The sequence below is a fragment of the Stenotrophomonas maltophilia genome, assembly GCF_002799155.1.
GTDB lineage: Bacteria > Pseudomonadota > Gammaproteobacteria > Xanthomonadales > Xanthomonadaceae > Stenotrophomonas > Stenotrophomonas maltophilia_R.
Genome location: NZ_NERD01000002.1, coordinates 1627105 through 1649317, shown reverse-complemented (window position 1 = coordinate 1649317; position 22213 = coordinate 1627105). Strand labels below are relative to the sequence as shown.

Sequence of the window (22213 nt, the reverse complement as noted above, 5' to 3'; positions counted from 1 at the left end):
CGCGCTTGCGCGGGTCAGGGTGAAAAACTTCAGGAGCGGCATCCGGTTCATGGGGCGCATTCTAGACCTGCCAATCTGGCGCGCAAGTGAATATTGCGCACATAAATAGAACGATGAGGCCGACGGGCCACGGGGTCGGAGCCCTTTGCCACGGGCAAAGGGCTCCGACCCCAGCTCAGCTCACTTGCACTCATGCAGCTTGCGCGCCTCAGCCACGGTCGCAGCACGATCGTCCCCCATCGAGATCCATCCCTTCAACGACATCGCCGGATCCACCTGTGCCTGGCGCGGGCCGCCATGGACCACCACCTCGGTCCAGCTGCCAACCGGCGCCAGCTCCGACAGTCGCGCCGCCTGGTCGTCTTCGGTACTGAACATGTCGTCCGGCTCCGCAGGCTTGGCCTTGTTCACGGTCTCGGTCTTGCGTGCCCGGATCCGCAGCGCGCCATCGGCCATGCGCTGGGTGGTGACGTCATGGCGCTCCACCCCATAGGCCCAGCTGCTCTCACCCGCGCGACGGGTCTCGCTGCCGTCGTCCGCCACCAGCACCGAATCACCTGCCGCTTCGGCCACGGTCGCAAGCGAACCCATTCCCGACATCAGCGCCTGGTAAGCAATCATCTGCCGCTGTTCGGTGGCCAGCGCAACGTCACCTGCCTTGCCGGCAGGAATCTGCAGGTACACCGCCTCCCTGCACAACATCAGCACCTGCTGGTCATCCCAGCTGATGAGCACTTCATCATTGGCGAAATAGCGGGTCGTCACCGGAACCACCGGAGCACTCCCGCCGGTGGAATACCGGCTCTCGATCCGCGAGGCCTGCTCGGCGGCCTTGATCAGGGAGACCGAGGATGCGGACGCGGCGTGGGCCGCGCACGTCGTGGCAACACACGAAACAAGAAGTGCAAAGCGCGGGAGTTTGAATCGCATGGGGTCATTCCCTTGATGGCGGAAAGCCCAACATGATACCCGGCACGATCGAGGCTACCGGGACTACGGCACTTCGATGTCAAAGGGGAAAGTCTCTTCAACCGTGCCGCCAACGACTTTTCCAGCGAGCTGCGCAGGGACGTAGCACCATCCCCATGCATGCTCGATGGCAGCAGCATCCTGTGCAGGATCACCGCTTGACTGAACAACCTCAACGGACTGAAGCAGGCCCGACGCATCCACGTGCATCCGCAAGCGCGCGACACCGCCAGAGCGCTTCTCTGGCGGATACTCCAGTGGACGCAGCGCCTGGGAAAAGAACGAAATTCCCGCGCTCTCGCTTCGGCTGGAGATGGCAGAGCAGTCATCCCTACGCTCGAATCGCTTTTCACGGCCAGCAACAATGCGCTGCAGGGCTGCCAAAGCCTTATCTGCGCAGCGATCGCTTGCTCCCTCCAAGCGGCTGTTGCAGATGTATCGCGTTTTCGCAGGACTTCCAAACTCAGGAGCACAGCTGGGCAGCACCAGAAGGCTGATGAGCAGAGAAATGTAGTGTGCGCGATTCATACTTTCTTCGGAGCAGTGCATATCTCCCAGCACGATCCCACTGGGAGCACTCCAGTGCCATGCAACTTTTCTGAGATACACAGGAAAGGACAACCAATTCCAGCAAATTCTCATCGGGTCCTCCCTTGCGCAGGACTGGCCCATGGCCAGGACCTACGTTACGTCTCCGCCAGCACTGGTCTACATCTCAGGCGGCAGGCCAAGCACGGACCAGTAGGATCTACTGCTTGGATTTTGGCAGCCCTCCAGATAGGAGCTATGAATCCCCACCGTACTTTTCCGGGCACTGCAGATAGTCCCAGTTTCCTTGCGCCTGCTCCCTGACGCGGCGGCTCCTATCTTTTGCGAGTATCGGATACAACCTCGCGGCGAGCTCCTCTGAGATCCAAAGCATGTGGCAAGCCACTCGGAATCTCACCTTGGCAGTGGAGTGCGATGCCAGTTCAAACCAAACGCCCTCTGTAGTTGGATACGCATCATTCAGCTTGCAAAGCCAGCTGCCAGATGTCTCCCAGGTCCCCGAGGCGCCGTCCACAAGACCCTTGCGAATCGCATTCACTGCGCTCTCGATCGGAACGATGCCGTCCTTGAAATCGTGAATGGCGTTGACGATGGCAAGCACCATCTGGAGCTCATCATCCTTGTGGTGTCTGCTAATCGCGCATTTGATTTCATGCTCGCGACCAAAGGTGAACATATCGACTTCCCTGCTCCGGAATGCTCAATGGTCAGTCAGCCCTAAACATCAAAGCAATAATCAACTAGCAGCGCTCGTACCTGAAGGGAGGGCGCAGTCAGCGCAGCTCCTGCCACCCCAAGGCCCAACACACCAGCTTCCCCGGTGGCAGGGCGGAGAATCACCGGAAAGCAACTCAGGGTGTTGTCAAAGACGCGGCTATTTACGACATCACCCTGATATCAGGTCACCACCACCAGCGGCACCCCGCGCCGCGGATGCTCCAGCACCACCACATCCTGCTGGTAGACCCGCCGCAGGTTGTCTTCGGTCAGCACCTGCAGCGGCGTGCCATCAGCCGCCACCCTGCCCTGCTCCAGCAGCACGATGCGGTCGGCATAGCCAGCGGCTAGGTTCAGGTCGTGCAGCACCACGATCACGCATGCGCCGGCCTCGGCACAGGCGCGCACACTGCGCAGGGTGCGTTCCTGGTGGCGCAGGTCCAGCGCGGCGGTCGGCTCATCCAGCAGCAGCAGCGGCGTGTCCTGGGCCAGCACGCGCGCGAACGTGGTCCGGGCGGACTCGCCGCCGGACAGCTGCTGCACCTCACGCAGGCGCAACGCCTGCAGTTCGGCAGCATCGATCGCTGCTTCCACCTGCGCGTCATCCACTGCCGGGTCCGGCGGGTGTGGCAGCCGCCCCATCGCCACCACTTCCTCCACGCTGAAGGCAAAGCGCACGCCGTGCTCCTGCGGCATCACCGCGCGCTCGCGTGCCAGTGGCCCGGCCTTGTAGGTGGCCAGCGGCCTGCCCAACAGACTGACTTCGCCCACGTCGGCGCGCAGGTCACCGGCTGCCACAGCCAGCAACGTGGACTTGCCCGCGCCATTCGGGCCCACCAGCGCGGTGACCGTACCCGGTTCGAACGCCAGCGAGATGCCATGCAGGATCTCGCGCTGCTGGCGGCGCACCACCACCTCGTGCAGTTTCAACAGCACGCTCATGGCGCAGCCTTGCGGCGCTGCTGCAGCACCAGCCAGAGGAAGAACGGTGCGCCCAGCGCTGCCGAGAACAGGCCCAGCGGAATCTCTGCCGGCGGATCCAGCGTGCGAGCCGCGGTGTCGGCCACCACGATCAACAACGCACCGAGCAGCCCGGAAAGCGGCAGCAGCCAGCGATGGCCCGGGCCCACCAGCAGCCGCGCCACGTGCGGCACCACCAGGCCAACGAAACTGATCGAACCGGCAAAGGCCACGGCCGCGCCCACCAGCAGCGCACTGAACGCCACCAGGCGGCGACGCGTGCGGGGAACATCCAGCCCCAGATGCTGGGCCTGGCGTTCGCCCAGCGCCAGCATGTCCAGCGGCGTAGCCAATCGCTGCAGCGCGAATACGCCAATCGCAAACAACGGTACCACCGCTGCCACGTCGGCCCAGTTGGCGCGCGCCAGCGAGCCCATCTGCCAGAACACCAGCGATTGCAGCTCGCTCTCGCTGGCGATGTAGGTCAGGAAGCCGATCAGCGCCGAGCAGAACGCCGCCATCGCGATGCCGACCAGCAGCAGCGTAGCGTTGCCCGTACCCTTGCCGGGCCGGGCCAGCGCATAGGTCAGGCCGATCGCCAGTGCACCACCACCGAAGGCTGCAACCGGCACCAGCCAGCCGGCCGCACCGGCAGCGCCAAGCACGATGGCGGCGACCGCGCCCAGTGCGGCGCCCTGGCTGACACCGACGATGCCAGGATCGGCCAGCGGGTTGCCGAACAATCCCTGCAGGCTGGCACCGGCCATCGCCAGCGAGGCGCCGACCATCGCGCCCAGCAGGGCGCGCGGGATGCGCAGCTGCCAGACCACGGCCAGGTCACGACTGCTGACCGCCTGAGGATCGAGCAGGCCCAGCTTCACCGCCAGCGCCTGCATCACCTCCAGCGGCGGCAACCGCAACGGACCCACGGCGAACGAGGCCAGCACTGCCCCCAGCAGTGCCAGCAGCGCCACCAGCAACATCGTCCGCCCGCGACGGCGGCGCCGATCCGCCGGACTCATGCCTTCGGCAACGCCGCCAGGGCCTTGGCCAGCGCCAGCGCACCGGCACCGGAGCCGACGCTGGTGTACTTCAGCTGCACATCCGGCATCACCCAGACCCGATTGGCCTGCCCGGCCGGGGTCTGCTTCAGCGTCGGGTAGGACTTCCACAGGCCTTCAGCGCCACCGAACAGCTGCAGGTCATGCTCGGTCACCAGGATCACCTCCGGCGCTGCCGCGACCACACCTTCATTGCTCAGCTGCGAGTAGTTCTTCACTCCCGCCTCGGTACCGATGTTGACCCCGCCGGCCAGGGCGATCAGCTGCGCCGACGCACTGTCCGCACCGGCCACGGTCGGGGAGCCACCGGCGCCGGTGGCCGAAACGTGGATCACTCGTGGCGCATGGCCCAGGCCCTTGCCAATCGCGGCAGCCTCGTCGAGCTGACGCTGCACCTGCGTGGCAAGCGCCTGCCCTGCCTCGGCCAGCCCTAGTGCGGCGGCGACCTTGCGCACCTTGTCCGGCGCCGGCTGCAGGTCATCGATGACCACCGCCGGTTCGCCCACCTCACGCAGCTTCTTTGCAAGCTCCGTGTGTCGGCGCAGGCTGTTGCCGAGGAACAGCGAGCCCTGCAGGCTCAGCACGCCCTCCACGCCAGTGGTGCGATTGAACAGGAACTGGTGCGGCGCGGCCAGGCCGGCCCGGGTGGTGGTGTTGGTTGGCGCGGCGAACACCTGCTTGTCCAGCCCCAGCGCTTCGATCACCGCGATCACGTCGTCACCGCCGGCGATGATGCGGCTGGTATCGGCCACCTCGACGTCGGCCCCATCATCGGAATGCACCGTGGCCGGCAGCACGGCCTTCTGGTCGCGCACGGCCGGCATGTCGGTGCCAGCCACGCGCTGCCAGCCAGCCGGCAACGCAACGTCGCCAGCCGCGGCCGCGGCGGCAGGCTCAGCCGGCTTGCCGGTGTCCGAGGGCGCCGACGGACCGCCACAGGCGGCCAATGCCAGCGAAACAGCCAGCGGAAGTGCGCACAGGCGCAGACGGGACGCGATGTTCATGCTCGTTCTCCTTGCTGGCAGGGCGACGCGCACGCCGCCCTGCCGTGTGGCTTACTGCTTCGGGGTGATGCGGGTGATGCGGTCGCCCTTCGGGTCTTCGGCGCCACGCGACTTGTTCACCGCGAACACGTTGCCCTTGCCATCGGCACGGACATGGTTCGGCAGCGTACCGCCATCGAGGTTGGCGACCACCTTGCCGTCGCCGTTGACCACGGTGACGGTGCCGGCGCCGCGATTGCTCACATAGGCCAGGCCGGAAGCATCATCGAAGGCAACGTTGAGCGCACCGGCGCCGACCGGCACGTCATGCAGCACCTTGCCGGCGGCCACATCGACGATCAGCAGGTTGTCGGTGCCCTGCGAGGCCACGTACAGGCGGTTGCGCGCCGCATCGAAGGCCACGCCCGAGGCGCTGATCGAATTACCCAGGTCGATGACCTTCTCGACCTTGCCACTGGCCACGTCGATCACCGCCGCTTCCGGGGTGCCGATGCTGACGGTGAACAGCTTGCCGCCCTTCTCGTCCAGCACCAGGCTCATCGGCGTGAACTTGCCGTCATCCACGCCCGATTCCAGCGTCACCGCCGGCAGTTCCTTGAAGGTCTTGGCATCGAACACCGACAGGTGGTCCTCACCCGTGGCCGAGGCGAACACCTTGCCGTGGGTGCCATCGACCACCACGTCGCGCGCGTGCGGAACGGCGTCGACCGGGAACTGGTGGACCAGCGACAGGTCCTTCTGGCGATAGACCGCGATGGAGTTCTGGCGGGTATTGGTAACCCAGACGTTGCCGTTGGTGTCATCCACACCGACGCCGTAGACCGCGTACACCGCGCCATTGGTGCTGCCCGGCACCGGCGCCGGGGTGATCGCCTTGGTCACCTTCAGCGACTTCGGGTCCAGCTTCAGCAGCTGCGACTGGGTCACCGGCGGGCGACCCACCGCCGAGGTCACGAACACCGCATTGCTGGCGGCGCTGTAGGCGGACTGGTACAGGCCCGGCACCAGCTTGCTGGACTGGGTGGAGAACTGCGCCTGGCCGGACAGCGGCAGCTGCGGCGAGACGCGCAGCTTCAGCACGGTGGCTGCGGCCGGCTGGCTGGCGCGCACCACCACCGGGTGGGTGCCCGGCACGGCATCAGCCGGAATGCTCAGCTGGGTCTTGAAGTTGCCATCGGCATCGACCACCAGCGGCTGCGTGTTGAGCACGCTGTCGCCACGCAGCAGGCTCACCTTCTGGCCCGGCACGAAACCGCGTCCAACGACGTCCGCGGTGCTGCCGGGGACGACATTCTCACCGCGTGAGACCACCTGGCCCTTGAAGGTGGCGTTGGCCGGCTGATCGAACACCGGCTGCGCGGTGGCGGTCACCGCCAGCAACAGGCCGGCAGCGAGGGAAGTGAGACGGAAAGACGGACGGAACGACATGGAAGGCTCCTTGCACACGTAGGCCGCGCCACGTAGCGCGGGATTCATCGGTTGCCTGGGCCGCTGCACATCGGCAGCCTCGCCTGGGTGGTGGGGTCGCACGACGAGACGTGCGAAGGGATTCACTCGGCGGCGTTGTCACCGCCGTTGGGGCCGCCGTCGCCAGCGCTGCGATCGGTCACGCCGTAAAGCTCATGCAGTGCTGCATGGAACGAGGCCGGCAGCATCGGGCCGTGGCCGAGGCCGGGGAACTCGCGGTACTGCACGCTCAGGCCCGGCACCTTGCCCAGCCGTCCGGACAACTGCATTGCCGCGTCCGGGGTAGCGCCACCGATGCGGCGCAGGTGCGCGACCACGCGCGGGTTGTTCATGTCACGCTTGCCGCGATCACCGACACGCTCGGCGCCACCCAGCATCAGCCACAGCTTCGCCGGCTGGCCGTGCACGTTCTGCACGAACTGCTGCTCCGGATCGCCCAGCGCCGCGCCCTGGCTCCACCACAGCGACGGACTGGCCGCCAGGTAGGACTGGAAGGCGGCGGGACGGGTGTACAGCGCATTGAGCACGAACAGCCCGCCCAGCGAGTGGCCCCACAGCGCTTGCTGCTGCGTATCGATGCGTGCGCGACGCTCGACCTCGGGCTTGATGCGGCGTTCGATCACATCAAGGAACGCGGCAGCACCACCGCCGACCGCCTGGGTCGTACCGCTCTCATCGTCGGCACGGTCGATCCACGCGGTGTAGTCGCGGGTGCGCGCCTTGGAATCGATGCGCAGGTCGTTGTCATAGCCGATCAGCACCAGCACCGGCGGCGCCTTGCGCGCGGCCAGTTCGGCCAGCAGTGGCTGGTCCAGCACCATCGCCACGGCATTGCCGTCCAGCGCGTACAGCACCGGGGATGGCGCGCTGGCGGCCTTGGCAGGAATCGCCAGGTTCACTCGCCAACGCCGCTGCTGGTCCGGGCTGTTCACCACGAACTGTTCAAAGCGATAGCTGGCCGCCGGCTCGTCGAGCACGGTGTGGCCGATCTTCTGCAGCGGATTGCGCTGCTGCGCATGGGCGTACGGAGTGGCCAGGAGCAGACCCATCATCAAGGCGACCAGGCCGCGGGCCAACGGACCACGGCGCGAATGCAGGACGAAATGCTTCATCAGCGGCGGCAGATGCGGCCCAGGGCCGCCCGTTCACAAGGGACCGCAGTCTACCTTAAACGCGAATGATTATCACATCGATCACACGTCACGCTGTGTATCACGCGCGCGACGACCGGGTTGCACTGGACGCAGTGTTTCCCCTATTTTGCCGGCCACCGGGGCATTGGATCGCCCTGTTCACAGCGCAGCCATGGAAGGTGGGCAACCTGCCGCCGACCAGGCCGCGTTCATCCGCGCCACGAACGCATGGGATTGGATCCCATGATTGTGAGACTCTCTTGAAGCACACCACCCTGATGGCCCTCTCCCTCGGCTTGCTTGCGCCGCTGGCCGCGCACGCCGCGCAGGATCTGCCGGCGCTCTACCAGGCCTATGAAGAGGCAGGCAATTCGACACTGGGCATGGAAGAACTCAACCAGACGGTGACGTTCAGCGCCGTCGCGCTGGGCGTGTCCAGCAACCTTGCGGGCGAGCCGCTCATCGAGGCCGGCGACGACCAGGGCAATGTGCTGGCCCGGCTGACCACCGACGACGACCAGCAGGCCGCCAAGCTGGGCGCACTGGAAGAAGGTGCGGCCTTCACCGCCAGTTGCACGCTGCAGTTCAGTTCCGGCACGGACTACCTGTCCTTCGGCGATTGCAGCATCCAGTAATGACGAAGCCGGCGAAACGCCGGCTTCTTCACTTTATCCCTGTAGCATCGAGCCAAGCTCGACTCAGGCCATGTCAGGGGCCCGCGGGCACCGGACCATACACATTCTCCTGCGGCGTGCCCGGCAGCAGCGCGAACACGAAGATCACCAGGCCGCCGAACGGAATGAAGACCAGCAGGTACAGCCAGCCCGACTGGTTGCAGTCATGCAGGCGGCGCACGGTGACGGCGATGATCGGCAGCAGGGTAGCCAGCCAGAACACGACAAACAGGATGATCGACGCGATGCCGAGGCCGTCGGACTGCATCACCAACCCGGCGATCAGCGGCACCATCAGTACGGCTGAGACGATCAACAGGAACAGCTGGAACATCCAGTATTCGCGACGGTTGGCACGACCTTCGAACTGGGCGTAACGCTTCAACGGCAGAATCATTTCCTGCACGGCATCGATCCTTGAAAGAGAAGCCGCGCAGTCTGCCAAATGAACGCACTCAGGACAATGTAGAGCTGAGCCATGCTCGGCTGCCGGGTCAACGGCCTTTTGCAGCCCTGGCCGCTTCGCGCTCGGCACGCAGCCGGTCCAGCTTTTCCTTCAGCTTGATTTCCAGCCCGCGCGGCACCGGGTTGTAGTACACGCGCTCGCCCATCGCATCCGGGAAGCCGGTCTGGTCCAGCGCAATGCCACCTTCGGCATCATGGTCGTACTGGTACTCGGCGCCGTAGCCCAGCTCCTTCATCAGCTTGGTCGGCGCATTGCGCAGGTGCAACGGCACCTCTTCGGTGCCGCTTTCGCGCACATCGGCCTTGGCCTGGTTGAAGGCCGCATAGCCGGCGTTCGACTTGGCGGTGCTGGCCAGGTACAGCACCAGCTGAGCAAAGGCCAGCTCGCCTTCCGGACTGCCCAGCCGCTCGTAGATGTCCCAGGCCTCCAGCGCCATGCTCTGCGCGCGCGGATCGGCCAGGCCGATGTCCTCGATGGCCATGCGGGTCAGCCGACGCGCCAGGTAGGACGGGTCGCAACCGCCATCGAGCATGCGGGTCAGCCAGTACAGCGCGGCATCCGGGTTGGAACTGCGTACCGACTTGTGCAGCGCGGAGATCTGGTCGTAGAACTGCTCGCCGCCCTTGTCGAAGCGGCGGGTGCGGTCGGCCAGCACCTGGGTCAGCGTCTGCGGGGTGATGCGACCGCCCTCCCCGCCCGCCAGTTCGGCGGCGATTTCCAGCAGGGTCAGCGCACGGCGCACGTCGCCATCGGCAGCGGTGGCGATTTCCAGCAGCAGTTCGGGAGCGACCTCGATGCCCTCCTCGCCCAGGCCGCGTTCGCGGTCACCCAGCGCACGTTCCAGCGCCTCGACGATATCAGTGGGCGAAACGCCTTCCAGCACATGCACACGGCAGCGCGACAACAGCGCTGAGTTCAGTTCGAAGGACGGGTTCTCGGTGGTGGCGCCGACGAACAGGATGGTGCCGCGCTCGATGTGCGGCAGGAATGCATCCTGCTGCGCCTTGTTGAAACGATGCACCTCGTCCACGAACAGCACCGTGCGCCGGCCTTCGGCGAAGCGCTGTGCCGCCTCGGCCAGCACCTGGCGCACTTCCGGCAGGCCGGACAGCACCGCGGAAATGGCACGGAATTCGGCGTCGGAGTACTCGGCCAGCAACAGCGCCAGCGTGGTCTTGCCGCAGCCTGGCGGCCCCCACAGGATCATCGAATGCACGCGACCGGATTCGACCGCACGACGCAGCGCGCTGTCCGGCGCCAGCAGGCGCTTCTGCCCCACCATTTCGTCGAGGGTTCGCGGGCGCATGCGCTCGGCCAGCGGGCGCAGGTGTTCCCGATCAACACTCAGCAGATCGGGGCCGGGGAAGGAAGTGGAGCGATGTCTTGGCACGTGCTTATTGTACCGCGAGAGCGTGTCAACCAAGGTTGACACCCACCACGACGGTGCCGGTTGACACCTGCCAGAGCAGGCAGCGCCGGGCCATGCCCGGCGTCCTCGATCAATTACCGATGACGTCGGTGCCCTTCGGCGGGGTGAAGCTGAAGGTGCCGGCAGCGAAGCCCGGGTTGCGCTTCCAGCCACTGAAGCTGATCACGGTGCGCTGGCCGACCGCGTCGGTGATTTCCATCTTGGCCAGGCCCTGCGCGTTGAAGCCCAGCGCGGCGTACTGGAAGCTGGCCTCGGTCTCGCGCTTCGGCGACAGCGACAGCCACTGCAGGCCATCGCGCTGCGCGGCTTCTTCACTGACGTCGTACTGCTGCTCCAGCAGCGCCGGGTTGATCAGCGCGGTCAGCGGGCTGTTCTGCTCTTCCTTGCCCTGCTCGCGCACGGTGGCCTGCTCCAGGTCCGGCTCGTACATCCAGACCTTCTTGCCGTCGGCCACGATCAGCTGTTCGTGCGGACGCACGTATTCCCAGCGGAACAGGCGCGGCGCCGACAGGGCCACGCGGCCACTGGTCGATTCCTTCACCTTGCCGCGGCTGTCGAACACCTGCTGGCTGAACTGGCCATCCAGGCCCTTCAGGCCGCTGGTGAAGGCCTTCAGGTCATCGCGGGCGCCAGCCCAGGCACTGCCGGCGGCGGCGCAGGCCACGGCCAGGGTGGTGGTGGCAAGGAAACGGCGGAAGCGGAAGTTCATGCGGAAATCCTGTGGGCGCGGGCGCCAGGAAAAGTGGTTGCCAGTGTGCCCGGATAAAGATGAATGGGCGATCAGGGCGACATTATGCCGCCCTGAACGTCCATCGGCGATTCAGCCGCCGGAGCCCGGCAGCTTGCCGTACAGCACCTGGCCACGGAAGCCGCGCCGCACTTCGCGATACAGCGCGCGGAACGCCGGATAGTCCTGCGGCTGGCACAACGCCTCCGGGCCACGTACCGCGTTCTGCCGCAGGCGGTGATGCACGATCACGTCCTGGCCCTCGCGGCTCCAGTCCACCCGGTACTCACCGGCGGCGTTGCTGAAACGCTGGCTGGCCGGGATGGCGATGATCGGCGCATTGGTCGGGAACTGCAGGCGATAGGTTTCCTCGCGCAGGCTGGCATTGCAGTAGAACGGCGTCTCGTTGGCTGGCGCCGAGGCGGTGGCGTACAGCCCGCGCACCGACTCGCCACCCGGCGGATCCGGCACGGCCATGCCGCCGGCCACGCTGAAGTCGGCGTAGTCCTCGGCCTGGAAGGCCATGCGGTAGCCGAACGGCCGGGTCAGGTCGACCGGCACGCCCTGGATCTGCAGCTGCCCTCGCCCGTCGAAGCCGGACGCGGCCATGATCTGCTCTTCAGCGCGCGCACGGTTCTGCGCGTTGAGCTGGGAGAACTGGGCTCGCATGCCGATCTCGGCGTTCTCGCCCAGCTTCGGAATGGTCTCGCCGCGCAGGTTGCCGTTGGCGTCGAAGGTGAAACGCACGTCCATCGAGGTGGCGTTACGCTCCGGCGTGTTGGCCGGGGTGCGCGCCAGCGTGGCGTCGCGGGTGCGCATCACCGGCGCGCCGAGGTCGCCTTCCGGCAGCTGGCCGAAGCGCGCCCACGCCGTAGTCGAATCCAGGTACAGATCGAATTCGGGGATATAGGTAATGGCGTGGTTGAAGCGGCCCAGCACCGGAATTTTCGGCAGCGTCGGGCCACCACCGGCGCCAATCAGCACCGGCGAGCTGGCGATGCCCTTGGCCGCCAGCAGCGCCTCCAGGATCGTCACATGGTCCTTGCAGTCACCGTAGTGATTGTCGAGGATGCTCTGCGCACTGTTCGGCTCCAGGCCGCCATTGCCCAGGTACACCGCCACATAGCGGATGTTCTGAGCGACCCAGCGATACAGTGCATCGGCCTGCTCGCGACGGTCACTGATGCCGGTGGTGACCTGGTCGGCCAGCGCCTGCAGTTCCGGCGTGACCTGCGCCGCCGGGCCCGCCTTGAGCTGGTAGGCGCGGCCCATCTGCGACCAGTCACGATAGGTGCTGGCCATGATGTTCGGGCCGAACTCCCACCCTGCCGCCGACCAGTTCTGTGCCGGCATGGCCTCGCGACGCTGGTAGCGCCAGCGCCACTGTGCCTGGCCGTTCTTCACCGTCGGGCGATCGCTGCCCTGCACGCCGCGGCTGTCGACGAACATCGGCAGGTTGGCCGGCGCACTCAGGGTGACCTCGGCGTCCTCGTACTCGGTGAACACATTGAAGGTTTCCCACAGGCCGAAGTAGCCCGGGAAGTACGGCGTGGCCTGGGTGCGGCGTACCTGGTAGTACAGGCGCGTGCCGGGTGCCAGGTTCGGGAACACGATCACCCGCACCTTTCGGTCGGCATACATCGCCGCCGAGGCGCTGGAATAGCTTTCCTGGGTGTAGATGCGGTCAGCCGGCACGTCGCGGCGCTGGCCGTCGGCGGTGATGGTGTAGGCGCCGAGCACTTCCAGCGTCTCCATCTTCTCGCTGTAGCTCAGCCGCACCTGGCTGAACTGCTCGACGGACGCCTTGGTCTTGAGCAGGACTTCGTAGGTTTCGGTCTGCACATTGCCCGCATCCGGCCGCACCTGGTAGTCGGCGCGGTAGCGGACAATGCTGAAATTATTGCTGGCTTCGGTATCGCCGCTGGCGGAGGGCGGCGCCGTGGCGGGCGCGGAGGTGGCGGTTTCTGCCAGTGCCGGGCCGGCAGCCATCAAGGCTGCCAGCGCCAGTGCCAGCGCGCTTGGTACGGGGTGAAGCATGCGTCGGTTCCTTGGACGTCGTGGGGGATACGTCGGGTCCTACTTCGGCGGTGGCGGTGCCAGCACCGTGCGGTCGCCGTTGTGCTCGGGCGGGCTGACCACGCCGGCCGCTTCCATGGCCTCGATCAGTCGCGCTGCACGGTTGTAGCCGATCTTCAGCCGGCGCTGCACGCCGGAAATCGAAGCGCGACGGGTCTCGGTGACCACCCGCAGCGCTTCGTCATACAACGGGTCGGACTCGTCGCCGGACGAGCTGTTCTCGGGCAGGCCGGTGGCGCCGACGACTACGCCATCGCCCATCGTCTGCACTTCGTCCAGCACGCCGTCGACATAGTCGGCCGGGCCCATCGCCTTGAGATGTTCGACCACGCGGTGCACTTCCTCGTCGGAGACGAAGGCGCCGTGCACGCGCTCGGGCATGGCGGTACCCGGCGGCAGGTACAGCATGTCGCCGTGGCCCAGCAGGGTTTCCGCGCCGGACTGGTCGAGGATGGTGCGCGAGTCGATCTTGGAGCTGACCTGGAAGGCGATGCGGGTCGGGATGTTGGCCTTGATCAGGCCGGTGATCACGTCCACCGACGGGCGCTGCGTGGCCAGGATCAGGTGGATGCCGGCCGCACGCGCCTTCTGTGCCAGGCGCGCGATCAGCTCTTCCACCTTCTTGCCGACGATCATCATCATGTCGGCGAATTCGTCGATGAAGATGACGATGAACGGCAGCGTCTCCAGCGGCCGCGGCGCCTCGCCCAGTTCCGGGTTCGGCTTGAACAGCGGGTCCATCAGCGGCTGGCCGGCGTCCTGCGCTTCCTTCACCTTCTTGTTGAAGCCGGCCAGGTTGCGCACGCCCACCGCGCTCATCAGCTTGTAGCGGCGCTCCATCTCGGCCACGCACCAGCGCAGGCCGTTGGCGGCCTCCTTCATGTCGGTGACCACCGGCGCCAGCAGGTGCGGGATGCCCTGGTAGACGCTCAGTTCGAGCATCTTCGGGTCGATCATCAGCATCCGCAGGTCTTTCGGCGAGGCCTTGAACAGCAGGCTCAGCACCATCGCATTGACCGCCACCGACTTGCCCGAACCGGTGGTACCGGCCACCAGCAGGTGCGGCATGCGCGCCAGGTCGGCCACGGTCGAGCGCCCGGCGATGTCCTTGCCCAGCGCCAGGGTCAGCACGCTGGCCGACTTGTCGTACTCCTTCGAACGCAGCAGCTCGGACAGGTAGATCATCTCGCGGGTGACGTTCGGGATTTCCAGGCCGATCACCGACTTGCCCGGAATCACGTCGACCACGCGCACCGACTTCACCGACAGGCCGCGCGCGATGTCCTTGTCCAGCGAACTGATCTGGCTGACCTTGATGCCCGGCGCCGGCTCGATCTCGAAGCGGGTGATCACCGGGCCCGGGTTGGCAGCGACCACCTGGGCGTCGATGCGGAAGTCCTTCAGCTTGAACTCGATCTGCCGCGACAGCGCGTCCAGGGTTTCCTTGTCGTAGCCCACCGGCTGCGGCTTGGGGTCGTCCAGCAGGGCCAGCGGCGGCAGGTCCGAGCCGTCGCCGTTGACGCCACGGAACATCGGGATCTGCGTATCGCGCTTGGCCCGGTCACTCTTCTCGATCACCGGCTCCGGGCGTGGCTCGATCTTCACCGGCTCGCGCTTGGCGCGCACCTCGGCATCGGCCTTGCGCACTTCCTGGCGCTCCTCCCGCATCACCCGGGTCTGCTGCCACTCGGTGACTTCCTCCTTCTTGCGCGCCAGCAACGGCGCCAGCGACATCACGCCGCGGCCGATCTTCTCCATCACCGTGAACCAGGACAGCCCGGTGGCCAGGGTGATCGAGGCCAGCAGCAGCACCAGCACGAACAGGTTCGCACCCAGCGCCCCAAAGCCCACCGTGAGTGAATTGCCGACCAGCTTGCCGAGGATGCCGCCAGCGCTGGAGACGTCGCCACTGAACAGGCGAACATGCAGGAAGCCGGTGCCGGCGATCAGGAAACCGACCAGGCCGACCAGGCGCAGCGCCGGGTCAAGGTCGTTCTCGCCCTTGCTCTCGCGCTTGAGGCCGAACATGGCGATCCACGCCAGCGCGCCCAGCACCACCGGCAGCAGGAAGGCGATGTAGCCGAACAGCTGCAGCAGCACGTCGGCGATCCAGGCCCCTGCACGGCCGCCGAGGTTGTGCACCGGTGCGACCACGCTGCCGGTGTGCGACCAACCCGGATCCGTCGCTGAATAAGTGAAAAGACTGGCCGCCAGATACAGCAGGGCCGGCGCGATCGCGATCAGGCCCAGATCGCGCCAGAGGCGCTGGCGGCGTGGATTGTCGGTCGTCGCCGCCGCCGCGGCCGTGCGACGTGACGCCTTGCTGTCGTCGGACTTGGAGCGTTCGGGGACCTGCTTCGCCACCTTAGACCATACCTTTGGAATGCGCTGTTAGTGATTGATAATAAATGAGACGGCGTCAGTTTTCAGTTATGCGACGTCCGGCAGGGCAATCCGAGGGCCGGAACCACCGCTGGATGACGGCGTTCTGTTCATCGGCTTGAATCGCCCTGCCCCAGCCGCCACTCTATGACCAGCCACGGATGCTGCGCAAACATCGCCAGCGCCTTGTCCCATCTACCTTTTCGCGAGTCTACATGAGCACCAGCCTGCCCTCCCGCCACCAGCGCCTCGTCATCCTCGGTTCCGGCCCGGCCGGTTGGACCGCCGCCGTCTACGCCGCCCGCGCCAACCTGAAGCCGGTTGTCATCACCGGCCTGCAGCAGGGCGGCCAGCTGATGACCACCACCGAGGTGGACAACTGGCCGGGCGACGCCCATGGCCTGATGGGCCCGGACCTGATGGCGCGCATGCAGGCCCACGCCGAGCGTTTCGAGACCGAGGTCATCTTCGACCACATTCACACCGCCGACGTCTCCCAGCGCCCGTTCAAGCTGATCGGCGACAGCCACGAGTACACCTGCGATGCCCTGATCATCGCTACCGGCGCCACCGCCAAGTACCTGGGCATCCCGACCGAGGACGAGTTCAAGGGCCGCGGCGTGTCCGCCTGCGCCACCTGTGACGGCTTCTTCTACCGTGACCAGGACGTGGTTGTGGTCGGCGGCGGTAATACCGCCGTGGAAGAGGCGCTGTACCTGTCCAACATCGCCCGCAAGGTCTATCTGGTCCACCGCCGCGACACCCTGAAGGCGGAAAAGATCATGCAGGACAAGCTGTTCAAGAAGGTGGCCGAAGGCAAGATCGAGACCGTCTGGCACCATCAGGTGGAGGAAGTGCTGGGCAACGACGCCGGCGTGACCGGCGTGCGCGTGAAGTCCACCCTGGACGGCAGTACCCGCGACATCGACGCCCACGGCTTCTTCGTGGCCATCGGCCACCACCCGAACACCACCCTGTTCGACGGCCAGCTGGCGATGAACAACGGCTACCTGGAGATCCGCTCGGGCCTGGGCGGCAACGCCACCCAGACCTCGGTGGAAGGCGTGTTCGCCGCCGGCGACGTGGCCGACCAGCACTACCGCCAGGCGATCACCTCGGCCGGCTTCGGCTGCATGGCCGCACTGGACGCCGAGCGCTACCTGGACGCGCAGGGCAAGGCCAGCTGAGTCGAGCCATGCTCGACCCAGACCAAAGGCCGGCGCGAAAGCGCCGGCCTTTGTGCTTTCAGTAGTGCCAGGCCATGCCTGGCAGACCGAAGCCCGCCCTCACGCTCGCACGCACGCCTGCGAGAACTCGACGGGTGTCGTGGCAACCCCATCCGCATCGCGCAGCACAACACTCCAGCGCGCGACGCCTGGACTTGGGCCATTGCAGGCGAGATTGATGGTCAGTGGCTTGGCAGGGTCATCGAATGTCGTCGCCCAGGGCGTGCATGCGCCCGCCTCCGAACAGGATGCCAGCGAGAGCTCCACAGACAACGGATACTGAGGATTCCCGGCATAGCCCAGTTCAACGTCCCGGGCCGCCTGAATCGGGACATCGATATCCGGGATCGGATGCAGGGCCAGCGGCTCGCAGGTCTTTCCCGTTGCCCACAGGCGATAGCCCTTCTCCACACCTTTCATCGACGCCGAGCGGAAGACGGGGTCCTGCAATGCCGCCACATCATCAGGATTGGAGTGGTAGGCGGTTTCGACGATCACCGAGGGCATCTTCCCGATGCGGTTTTCGCCGTGCGCACCCGCGTTCGAACTCTCGCGAAGCGGGAAATCCTGATAACCAGGCTGCGCGCGTATGACCTCCCGCATCGAACACAGGATGCTGTCCGCCAAGGCCTTATCCTGTGGTTTCGCCTGATGGTAATAGACCTCGGTGCCACGCGTACTGGCTGAATCGCTGCCATTGGTGTGCAAGCTCAGCATCACGTCCACAGCCAAATGGTTGGCGTAGTTTGGACGGGCACGGATGTCCTCTTTCACCTCGCGATCACTGTCGGGACTATTTGGGAATTCATTCCAAATGTCAGCACGGTCAGGGAAGAGCGCTTTGAGGTGATAGCGTGCCGACATGTGCTCCCACGGATGTGCAGCCTCTGGATGAGGTTCAGCCGAGCGGCTTCGGGCGCGATACACGACCAGACCACTCCGCTGCTCCAACAGATCCTCAAGCGCGTCACCATACATCGGGCTCAGTACATCCTCTTGTAGCCCGAGCGGAGACGGCCGCTGAAACTCCCATTCTCTGCCCGGGTGCAAGGCAATGTATCCATGACTCGAGGAAACCAAGGCTTTGCTGTGCGCTGACCGAGGTGTTGCCAACGCTGGCTGCGGGTGATCATCGGGGAAGTGCTCTTCCATCGACTTCCCCTGGAAGAGGAACGTCACATCCAAGAATCCCATCCCAGACCGCTCTGAATAGCGTCTCAGATCCGCAGCCAGAGGCTCCAGGAAAAGCTCGCCATAGCTATCTTCTTTGCCCGGAAGGTACCCCGGGCCGAAGTTGACAACCATCCTGTGCTTTCGCGGTTCAATCACTATGCCGATAGTCACCTGACGCAGCTTCCCTCGCTCCTGCAAATGATGCGTCAAACGGGTTCCGGCTTCTCGCTCAAGCATTGCCACCAGTTCGGCATACAATCCCGGATCTTCGACTGGGGACAGGTCTTCGATTCCAGGGGCCGAAGCATACGTTGCAAACGCCGAGCCGCATGCAAGCGTAAGTGCCAGCACGACGAGATTAGCTCCCTTCATTGTTGATTCCTCCATGGGTGGGATGCGCGCCGCTCATGCAGCGCCCCGCCACCCTGCCGAGCCGTGCGCCGGTAATTCCGCACCAAGCGCACACGGATGGAGATTTCAAACTTCCCTCACCCCCAACCGGAACAAACCAACCCAGCCCCGCCAACACCGTTCGCGATCCACCTGGCCTATCCTTGCCAACCATGCCCTCCGCCCGCTTCCTCGACTCTCTGCAGTCCATTCCCGCCACCGACTGGGATGCGCTGCACGACGGCCAGAACCCGTTCGTCAGCCATGCCTTCCTGTCTGGCCTGGAACAACACGGCTGCCTGCGCGAGGACTGGGGCTGGCAGCCCCGGCACTTCACGCTGTGGGACGGCGACCACCTGGTTGGCGCCATACCGGGTTACCTGAAGACCAATTCGCACGGCGAGTTCGTGTTCGACCACGCCTGGGCCAACGCCTATGCCCGGCATGGCCGTGACTACTACCCGAAATGGCTGGGCGCGGTGCCGTACTCGCCGGTCACCGGCCCGCGGCTGCTGGCCCGTCACGCTTCAGAACGCGCCGCGTTGCTGTCGGCGTTGCGTGATGCGCTGCCCGCACTGCACGTGTCCTCGGCCCATATCAATTTCCACACAGCGGGCGACGAGGCGCTGTTCGGCGATGACTGGCTGCTGCGTGAGGACGTGCAGTTCCAGTGGCAGAATCCGGGTGAGTGGGCGACCTTCGATCAGTTCCTCGGCGCGATGGATCACAAGCACCGCAAGAACATCCGCCAGGAACGGGCCAAGGTCACCCGCCAGGGCATCACGTTCCGCGTAGTACATGGCGACGAGGCCAGACGCGCCGATCTGCAGGCGATGTACCGCTTCTACCTGCAGACCTTCCTCGAATACGGCAATGCCCCGGCGCTGACCGAGGCGTTCCTGCGTCATCTGGCCATTTCATTGGGACGCGGGCTGGTGCTGTTCCTGGCCGAGCAGGAGGGCCAGCCGATTGCCGGTGCACTGTGCCTGCGCGGCGGCGACACGCTGTACGGCCGTTACTGGGGCGGCGCCACCCTGCCTGGCCTGCACTTCGAGGCCTGCTACTACCAGGGTATCGAGTACTGCCTGCGCGAGGGGCTGAGCCGATTCGAGCCCGGCGCGCAGGGCGAGCACAAGCTGGCACGCGGCTTCCTGCCTGCACTGGTGCGCAGCCGGCACTGGGTGGCCGATGCGGAATTCGCCGGGGCGCTGGAGGACTGGTGCCGGCAGGAACGGCGCGATGTGCGGCGTTACCAGCAGGAGCTGCAGAGGCATGGGCCGTTCCGCGCAGGGCCGTAGTGGAAAAGCGTGCCAACCAAGGTTGGCACCTACCGGCGCGATGGGGCGCGTACTGCGCTCAGGTGCACTGCCAGAAGTGCCCACTCACCCGGCACGTTGCGCACCAGAACGTATAGAGCATGCCGCCGCTGCCCCACAGCAGCGTGCCCTCAGCCGTGGTCGGCAGCGTTGAATCCAGCTGCATCACGAACGGCATCTCCTCGCCGCAATCGATGCACGCCGGGTACCAGGCGCTCTGCACCCAGCTCGGCGCACCACCCACGCGCGACAGGTTCTGCCGATGGTTGGACTGGCCCCAGTCCTGTTGCTGCCAGCGCACGCTTTCCAGGGCCACAAGGCCCACCTCGGCCTGCATCAGGTCGCCACTGTCGGTGGGCGTATTCGGCACCGCGCGATACTGGCTGGGATGGCAATTGGGTAGGCCGTCGGCATCGTGGCGATAGAAGCGCACCGGCGGCTCTTCCCAGCCGCAGCAATCCAGGCAGAGCCCCAGCGTAACCTCACCCTCCGCGCCGGGCTGCAGTACGGCAGCATGGGTCTGCAGCAGGCGCTGCAGCGGCGCGTGACAACCACCGCACAGTGCGTCCAGCAGCCCACCCATGCGGCCCGTGTGATGCACCTCGCCTCCATTCCAGGTCGGATGCAGGCGCCAGATGCGCTTGCGCCAGCTTGGCTCATCGGCCAACTGCGCGCGGTGCTGCTCACGGCCGAAGCGGATGTGCAGTGGCCTCTCACCGTGCAGGCGGCGCGGCAGCGGACCGTTGGCCACGCCAGCCCAGTGCGCCCAGATCTCGGCATCCAGCTGGCCCCAGTCGACGAGGTAGCCCCGGGCTACGGTGTAGGTTTCGGGCTGAGCAGCAAGCAGCAGCGCCCTCGCGCGCGCCATCTCCCGATCATCCCCGGCCTCGGCCAGCATCTGTGCCCAGTGTGCGGCGGTCGCGGCGGGCAGGCCCTGCCAGACCTGCGAGGCCAACTGCACCTGATCTTCGTGGGCCACCGCCAGCAACGCCTCCCAATCTTCCTGCAGCACCTGCGGCGCCTGGTAGCTGGCGAACGCCATCACGCTGGCCAGCAGTTCACCGCGCTCGCCCTCGCGATAGCGGCGCCATGCATCGGCCGCGACTGCGGGCACCGCCTCATCCGGCAGCAGGTCCAGCGCCATGTCGAGGAAGGCCGAGCCCGGTGAGCGTCGCACCAAGGCCTGCAGCATCAACTCACCCAGCTGATGCGGATGCTCGCTGGCCAGCGACAGCAGCATGCCTTGGCTGTCGTTGCGCGTGCGCGGGGTGTCATGCACGTCGAGGATGGCTGGGATCGGGTCGCTCATTCGCAGGCTCCTTGCCGGTGAAGCGTGATGGTGCCAGACATCAACCATCACCACGGCGAATACAATGGCGGCATGACCCGCCAGCTGCCCTGGCGCCTGGCCGATGCGCCGGACGCCCCCTTCCCGCCGGCCGAGACCGCCCTGCGCCAGCCCGACGGCCTGCTCGCGGTGGGCGGCGACCTGCATCCGGCGCGCCTGCTCAACGCCTACGCCGGCGGTATCTTTCCGTGGTTCAGCGAGGGCGAGCCGATCCTGTGGTGGTCGCCCGACCCGCGCATGGTGTTCCGGACCGATGGCGTGCATCTGTCCAGCCGCTTCCGCCGCCAGTTGCGCGGCAGCACCTGGGAGGTCACCGCCGACACCGCCTTCAGCCGGGTGATGCGCGCCTGTGCGGCAGCGCCTCGGCCCGGCCAGGACGGCACCTGGATCAGCCCGGCGATGGTTGAGGCCTACAGCCAGTTGCACGATCTCGGCTTTGCCCACTCCTTCGAGGTCTGGGACCGGCAGACGCTGGTCGGCGGCATCTATGGGGTGGCGATCGGGTCGATGTTCTTCGGCGAGAGCATGTTCAGTGGCGCCAGCGGCGGCTCCAAGATCGCCCTGGCGGCGCTGGCATCCACGCTTCAGGGCTGGGGCTGGGCGCTGATCGATGCCCAGGTGGAGAATCCGCACCTGCTGCGGATGGGCGCCGAACACCTGCCGCGCGCGGCGTTTCTGGAGCACGTGCGCCACGCGGTGCGCCATGACGGCCGTGAAGGCCCTTGGACGCAGGCGGTCGGACGCTTGTCGGCACAGCGTTTGGCCGGGGGTTAACACAAACTTTGCAAGCTGGGCCCGTCACGCGTAAAATACCGCGCCTTAGGCCCAGCGTGGCCGTTTTCTGAACCGCACAGGACTACATGTCGAAAGACGATTCCATCGAGTTCGAGGGCACCGTCAGCGAGACGCTGCCGAACACCACTTTCCGCGTTCGCCTGGAAAATGGGCACGAAATCATCGCCCACATCTCCGGCCGCATGCGCAAGAACTACATCCGCATCCTCACCGGTGACCGGGTCAAGGTTGAAATGACCCCGTACGACCTGACCAAGGGTCGTATCACCTACCGCATGAAGTAAGCGGTCGGCGCGCCGCGCCACTTCGACAAGGCCAGCCCTGGTTGCTGGCCTTTTGTCATGCCTGCAA

General features: G+C 65.9%; 20 protein-coding genes. 5 read left to right on the top strand and 15 right to left on the bottom strand.

Annotated elements, in window-relative coordinates:
- Positions 1-180: 180 nt before the first annotated feature.
- The 8 genes from B9Y82_RS08240 to B9Y82_RS08205 all read right to left on the bottom strand — a co-directional run bounded on the left by B9Y82_RS08240 (position 181) and on the right by B9Y82_RS08205 (position 7839).
- Positions 181-930: a hypothetical protein gene (locus B9Y82_RS08240; RefSeq protein WP_100472244.1), complete on the bottom strand. Its 750-nt coding sequence runs from the start codon at positions 928-930 to the stop codon at positions 181-183.
- A gap of 63 nt (positions 931-993) precedes the next feature.
- On the bottom strand, positions 994-1497 hold the full coding sequence (locus tag B9Y82_RS08235; protein ID WP_202908120.1) for an energy transducer TonB family protein: 504 nt from the start codon (positions 1495-1497) through the stop codon (positions 994-996).
- Positions 1498-1753: 256 nt separating this feature from the next.
- Positions 1754-2194 (bottom strand): hypothetical protein, encoded by a 441-nt coding sequence (locus B9Y82_RS08230; protein WP_100472242.1) that lies wholly within the window; start codon positions 2192-2194, stop codon positions 1754-1756.
- A gap of 221 nt (positions 2195-2415) precedes the next feature.
- A complete protein-coding gene (locus B9Y82_RS08225) occupies positions 2416-3177 on the bottom strand; it encodes a heme ABC transporter ATP-binding protein (RefSeq protein ID WP_100472241.1) in 762 nt (253 codons plus the stop codon).
- The gene (locus tag B9Y82_RS08220) at positions 3174-4217 is read right to left on the bottom strand and encodes a FecCD family ABC transporter permease (RefSeq protein WP_100472240.1); all 1044 of its coding nucleotides are present in this window, start codon (positions 4215-4217) and stop codon (positions 3174-3176) included. The genes B9Y82_RS08225 and B9Y82_RS08220 overlap by 4 nt, the downstream gene beginning before the upstream one ends.
- A complete protein-coding gene (locus B9Y82_RS08215; RefSeq protein ID WP_100472239.1) occupies positions 4214-5260 on the bottom strand; it encodes a heme/hemin ABC transporter substrate-binding protein in 1047 nt (348 codons plus the stop codon). Before B9Y82_RS08215 ends, B9Y82_RS08220 begins: the two co-directional genes overlap by 4 nt.
- 51 nt (positions 5261-5311) lie before the next feature.
- Entirely contained in the window at positions 5312-6688 is a 1377-nt protein-coding gene (locus tag B9Y82_RS08210) for a YncE family protein (RefSeq protein ID WP_100472238.1), read from the bottom strand.
- Positions 6689-6810: 122 nt separating this feature from the next.
- A complete protein-coding gene (locus B9Y82_RS08205) occupies positions 6811-7839 on the bottom strand; it encodes an alpha/beta hydrolase (protein WP_100472237.1) in 1029 nt (342 codons plus the stop codon).
- Between the two features lie 281 nt (positions 7840-8120).
- Between B9Y82_RS08205 and B9Y82_RS08200 the strand changes: the two genes are divergently transcribed.
- A complete protein-coding gene (locus B9Y82_RS08200; protein ID WP_100472236.1) occupies positions 8121-8495 on the top strand; it encodes a hypothetical protein in 375 nt (124 codons plus the stop codon).
- A 73-nt stretch (positions 8496-8568) separates the two neighbouring features.
- On the opposite strand, the gene B9Y82_RS08195 is transcribed toward B9Y82_RS08200, so the two are convergent.
- The 5 genes from B9Y82_RS08195 to B9Y82_RS08175 all read right to left on the bottom strand — a co-directional run bounded on the left by B9Y82_RS08195 (position 8569) and on the right by B9Y82_RS08175 (position 15596).
- Positions 8569-8940 carry a DUF805 domain-containing protein gene (locus tag B9Y82_RS08195; protein ID WP_100472235.1) on the bottom strand — a complete coding sequence of 124 codons (372 nt, stop codon included), beginning with the start codon at positions 8938-8940 and terminating at the stop codon, positions 8569-8571.
- An 88-nt stretch (positions 8941-9028) separates the two neighbouring features.
- Positions 9029-10306 (bottom strand): replication-associated recombination protein A, encoded by a 1278-nt coding sequence (locus B9Y82_RS08190; protein ID WP_014037159.1) that lies wholly within the window; start codon positions 10304-10306, stop codon positions 9029-9031.
- A gap of 193 nt (positions 10307-10499) precedes the next feature.
- On the bottom strand, positions 10500-11138 hold the full coding sequence (gene lolA, locus B9Y82_RS08185) for an outer membrane lipoprotein chaperone LolA (protein ID WP_100472233.1): 639 nt from the start codon (positions 11136-11138) through the stop codon (positions 10500-10502).
- A gap of 111 nt (positions 11139-11249) precedes the next feature.
- Positions 11250-13193, bottom strand: coding sequence for a DUF3857 domain-containing protein (locus B9Y82_RS08180; protein WP_100472232.1), 1944 nt, complete (start codon positions 13191-13193; stop codon positions 11250-11252).
- 39 nt (positions 13194-13232) lie between these two features.
- A complete protein-coding gene (locus B9Y82_RS08175; protein WP_100472231.1) occupies positions 13233-15596 on the bottom strand; it encodes a DNA translocase FtsK in 2364 nt (787 codons plus the stop codon).
- Positions 15597-15829: 233 nt separating this feature from the next.
- Between B9Y82_RS08175 and trxB the strand changes: the two genes are divergently transcribed.
- Complete coding sequence (gene trxB / locus B9Y82_RS08170; RefSeq protein ID WP_014037154.1) at positions 15830-16801, top strand: thioredoxin-disulfide reductase; 972 nt, start codon at positions 15830-15832, stop codon at positions 16799-16801.
- Positions 16802-16900: 99 nt separating this feature from the next.
- Here trxB and B9Y82_RS08165 read toward each other — a convergent pair whose 3' ends face one another.
- Positions 16901-18385, bottom strand: a complete 1485-nt coding sequence (locus B9Y82_RS08165; RefSeq protein ID WP_100472230.1) for an N-acetylmuramoyl-L-alanine amidase family protein — start codon at positions 18383-18385, stop codon at positions 16901-16903.
- Between the two features lie 191 nt (positions 18386-18576).
- Here B9Y82_RS08165 and B9Y82_RS08160 point away from each other — a divergent pair, with 191 nt between their 5' ends.
- A complete protein-coding gene (locus tag B9Y82_RS08160) occupies positions 18577-19701 on the top strand; it encodes a GNAT family N-acetyltransferase (RefSeq protein ID WP_100472229.1) in 1125 nt (374 codons plus the stop codon).
- A gap of 58 nt (positions 19702-19759) precedes the next feature.
- On the opposite strand, the gene B9Y82_RS08155 is transcribed toward B9Y82_RS08160, so the two are convergent.
- A complete protein-coding gene (locus B9Y82_RS08155; RefSeq protein WP_100472228.1) occupies positions 19760-21028 on the bottom strand; it encodes a hypothetical protein in 1269 nt (422 codons plus the stop codon).
- Positions 21029-21100: 72 nt separating this feature from the next.
- Between B9Y82_RS08155 and aat the strand changes: the two genes are divergently transcribed.
- Entirely contained in the window at positions 21101-21841 is a 741-nt protein-coding gene (gene aat, locus B9Y82_RS08150; RefSeq protein ID WP_100475192.1) for a leucyl/phenylalanyl-tRNA--protein transferase, read from the top strand.
- 86 nt (positions 21842-21927) lie between these two features.
- Positions 21928-22146 carry a translation initiation factor IF-1 gene (gene infA / locus B9Y82_RS08145; protein WP_005409596.1) on the top strand — a complete coding sequence of 73 codons (219 nt, stop codon included), beginning with the start codon at positions 21928-21930 and terminating at the stop codon, positions 22144-22146.
- Positions 22147-22213 lie beyond the last annotated feature (67 nt).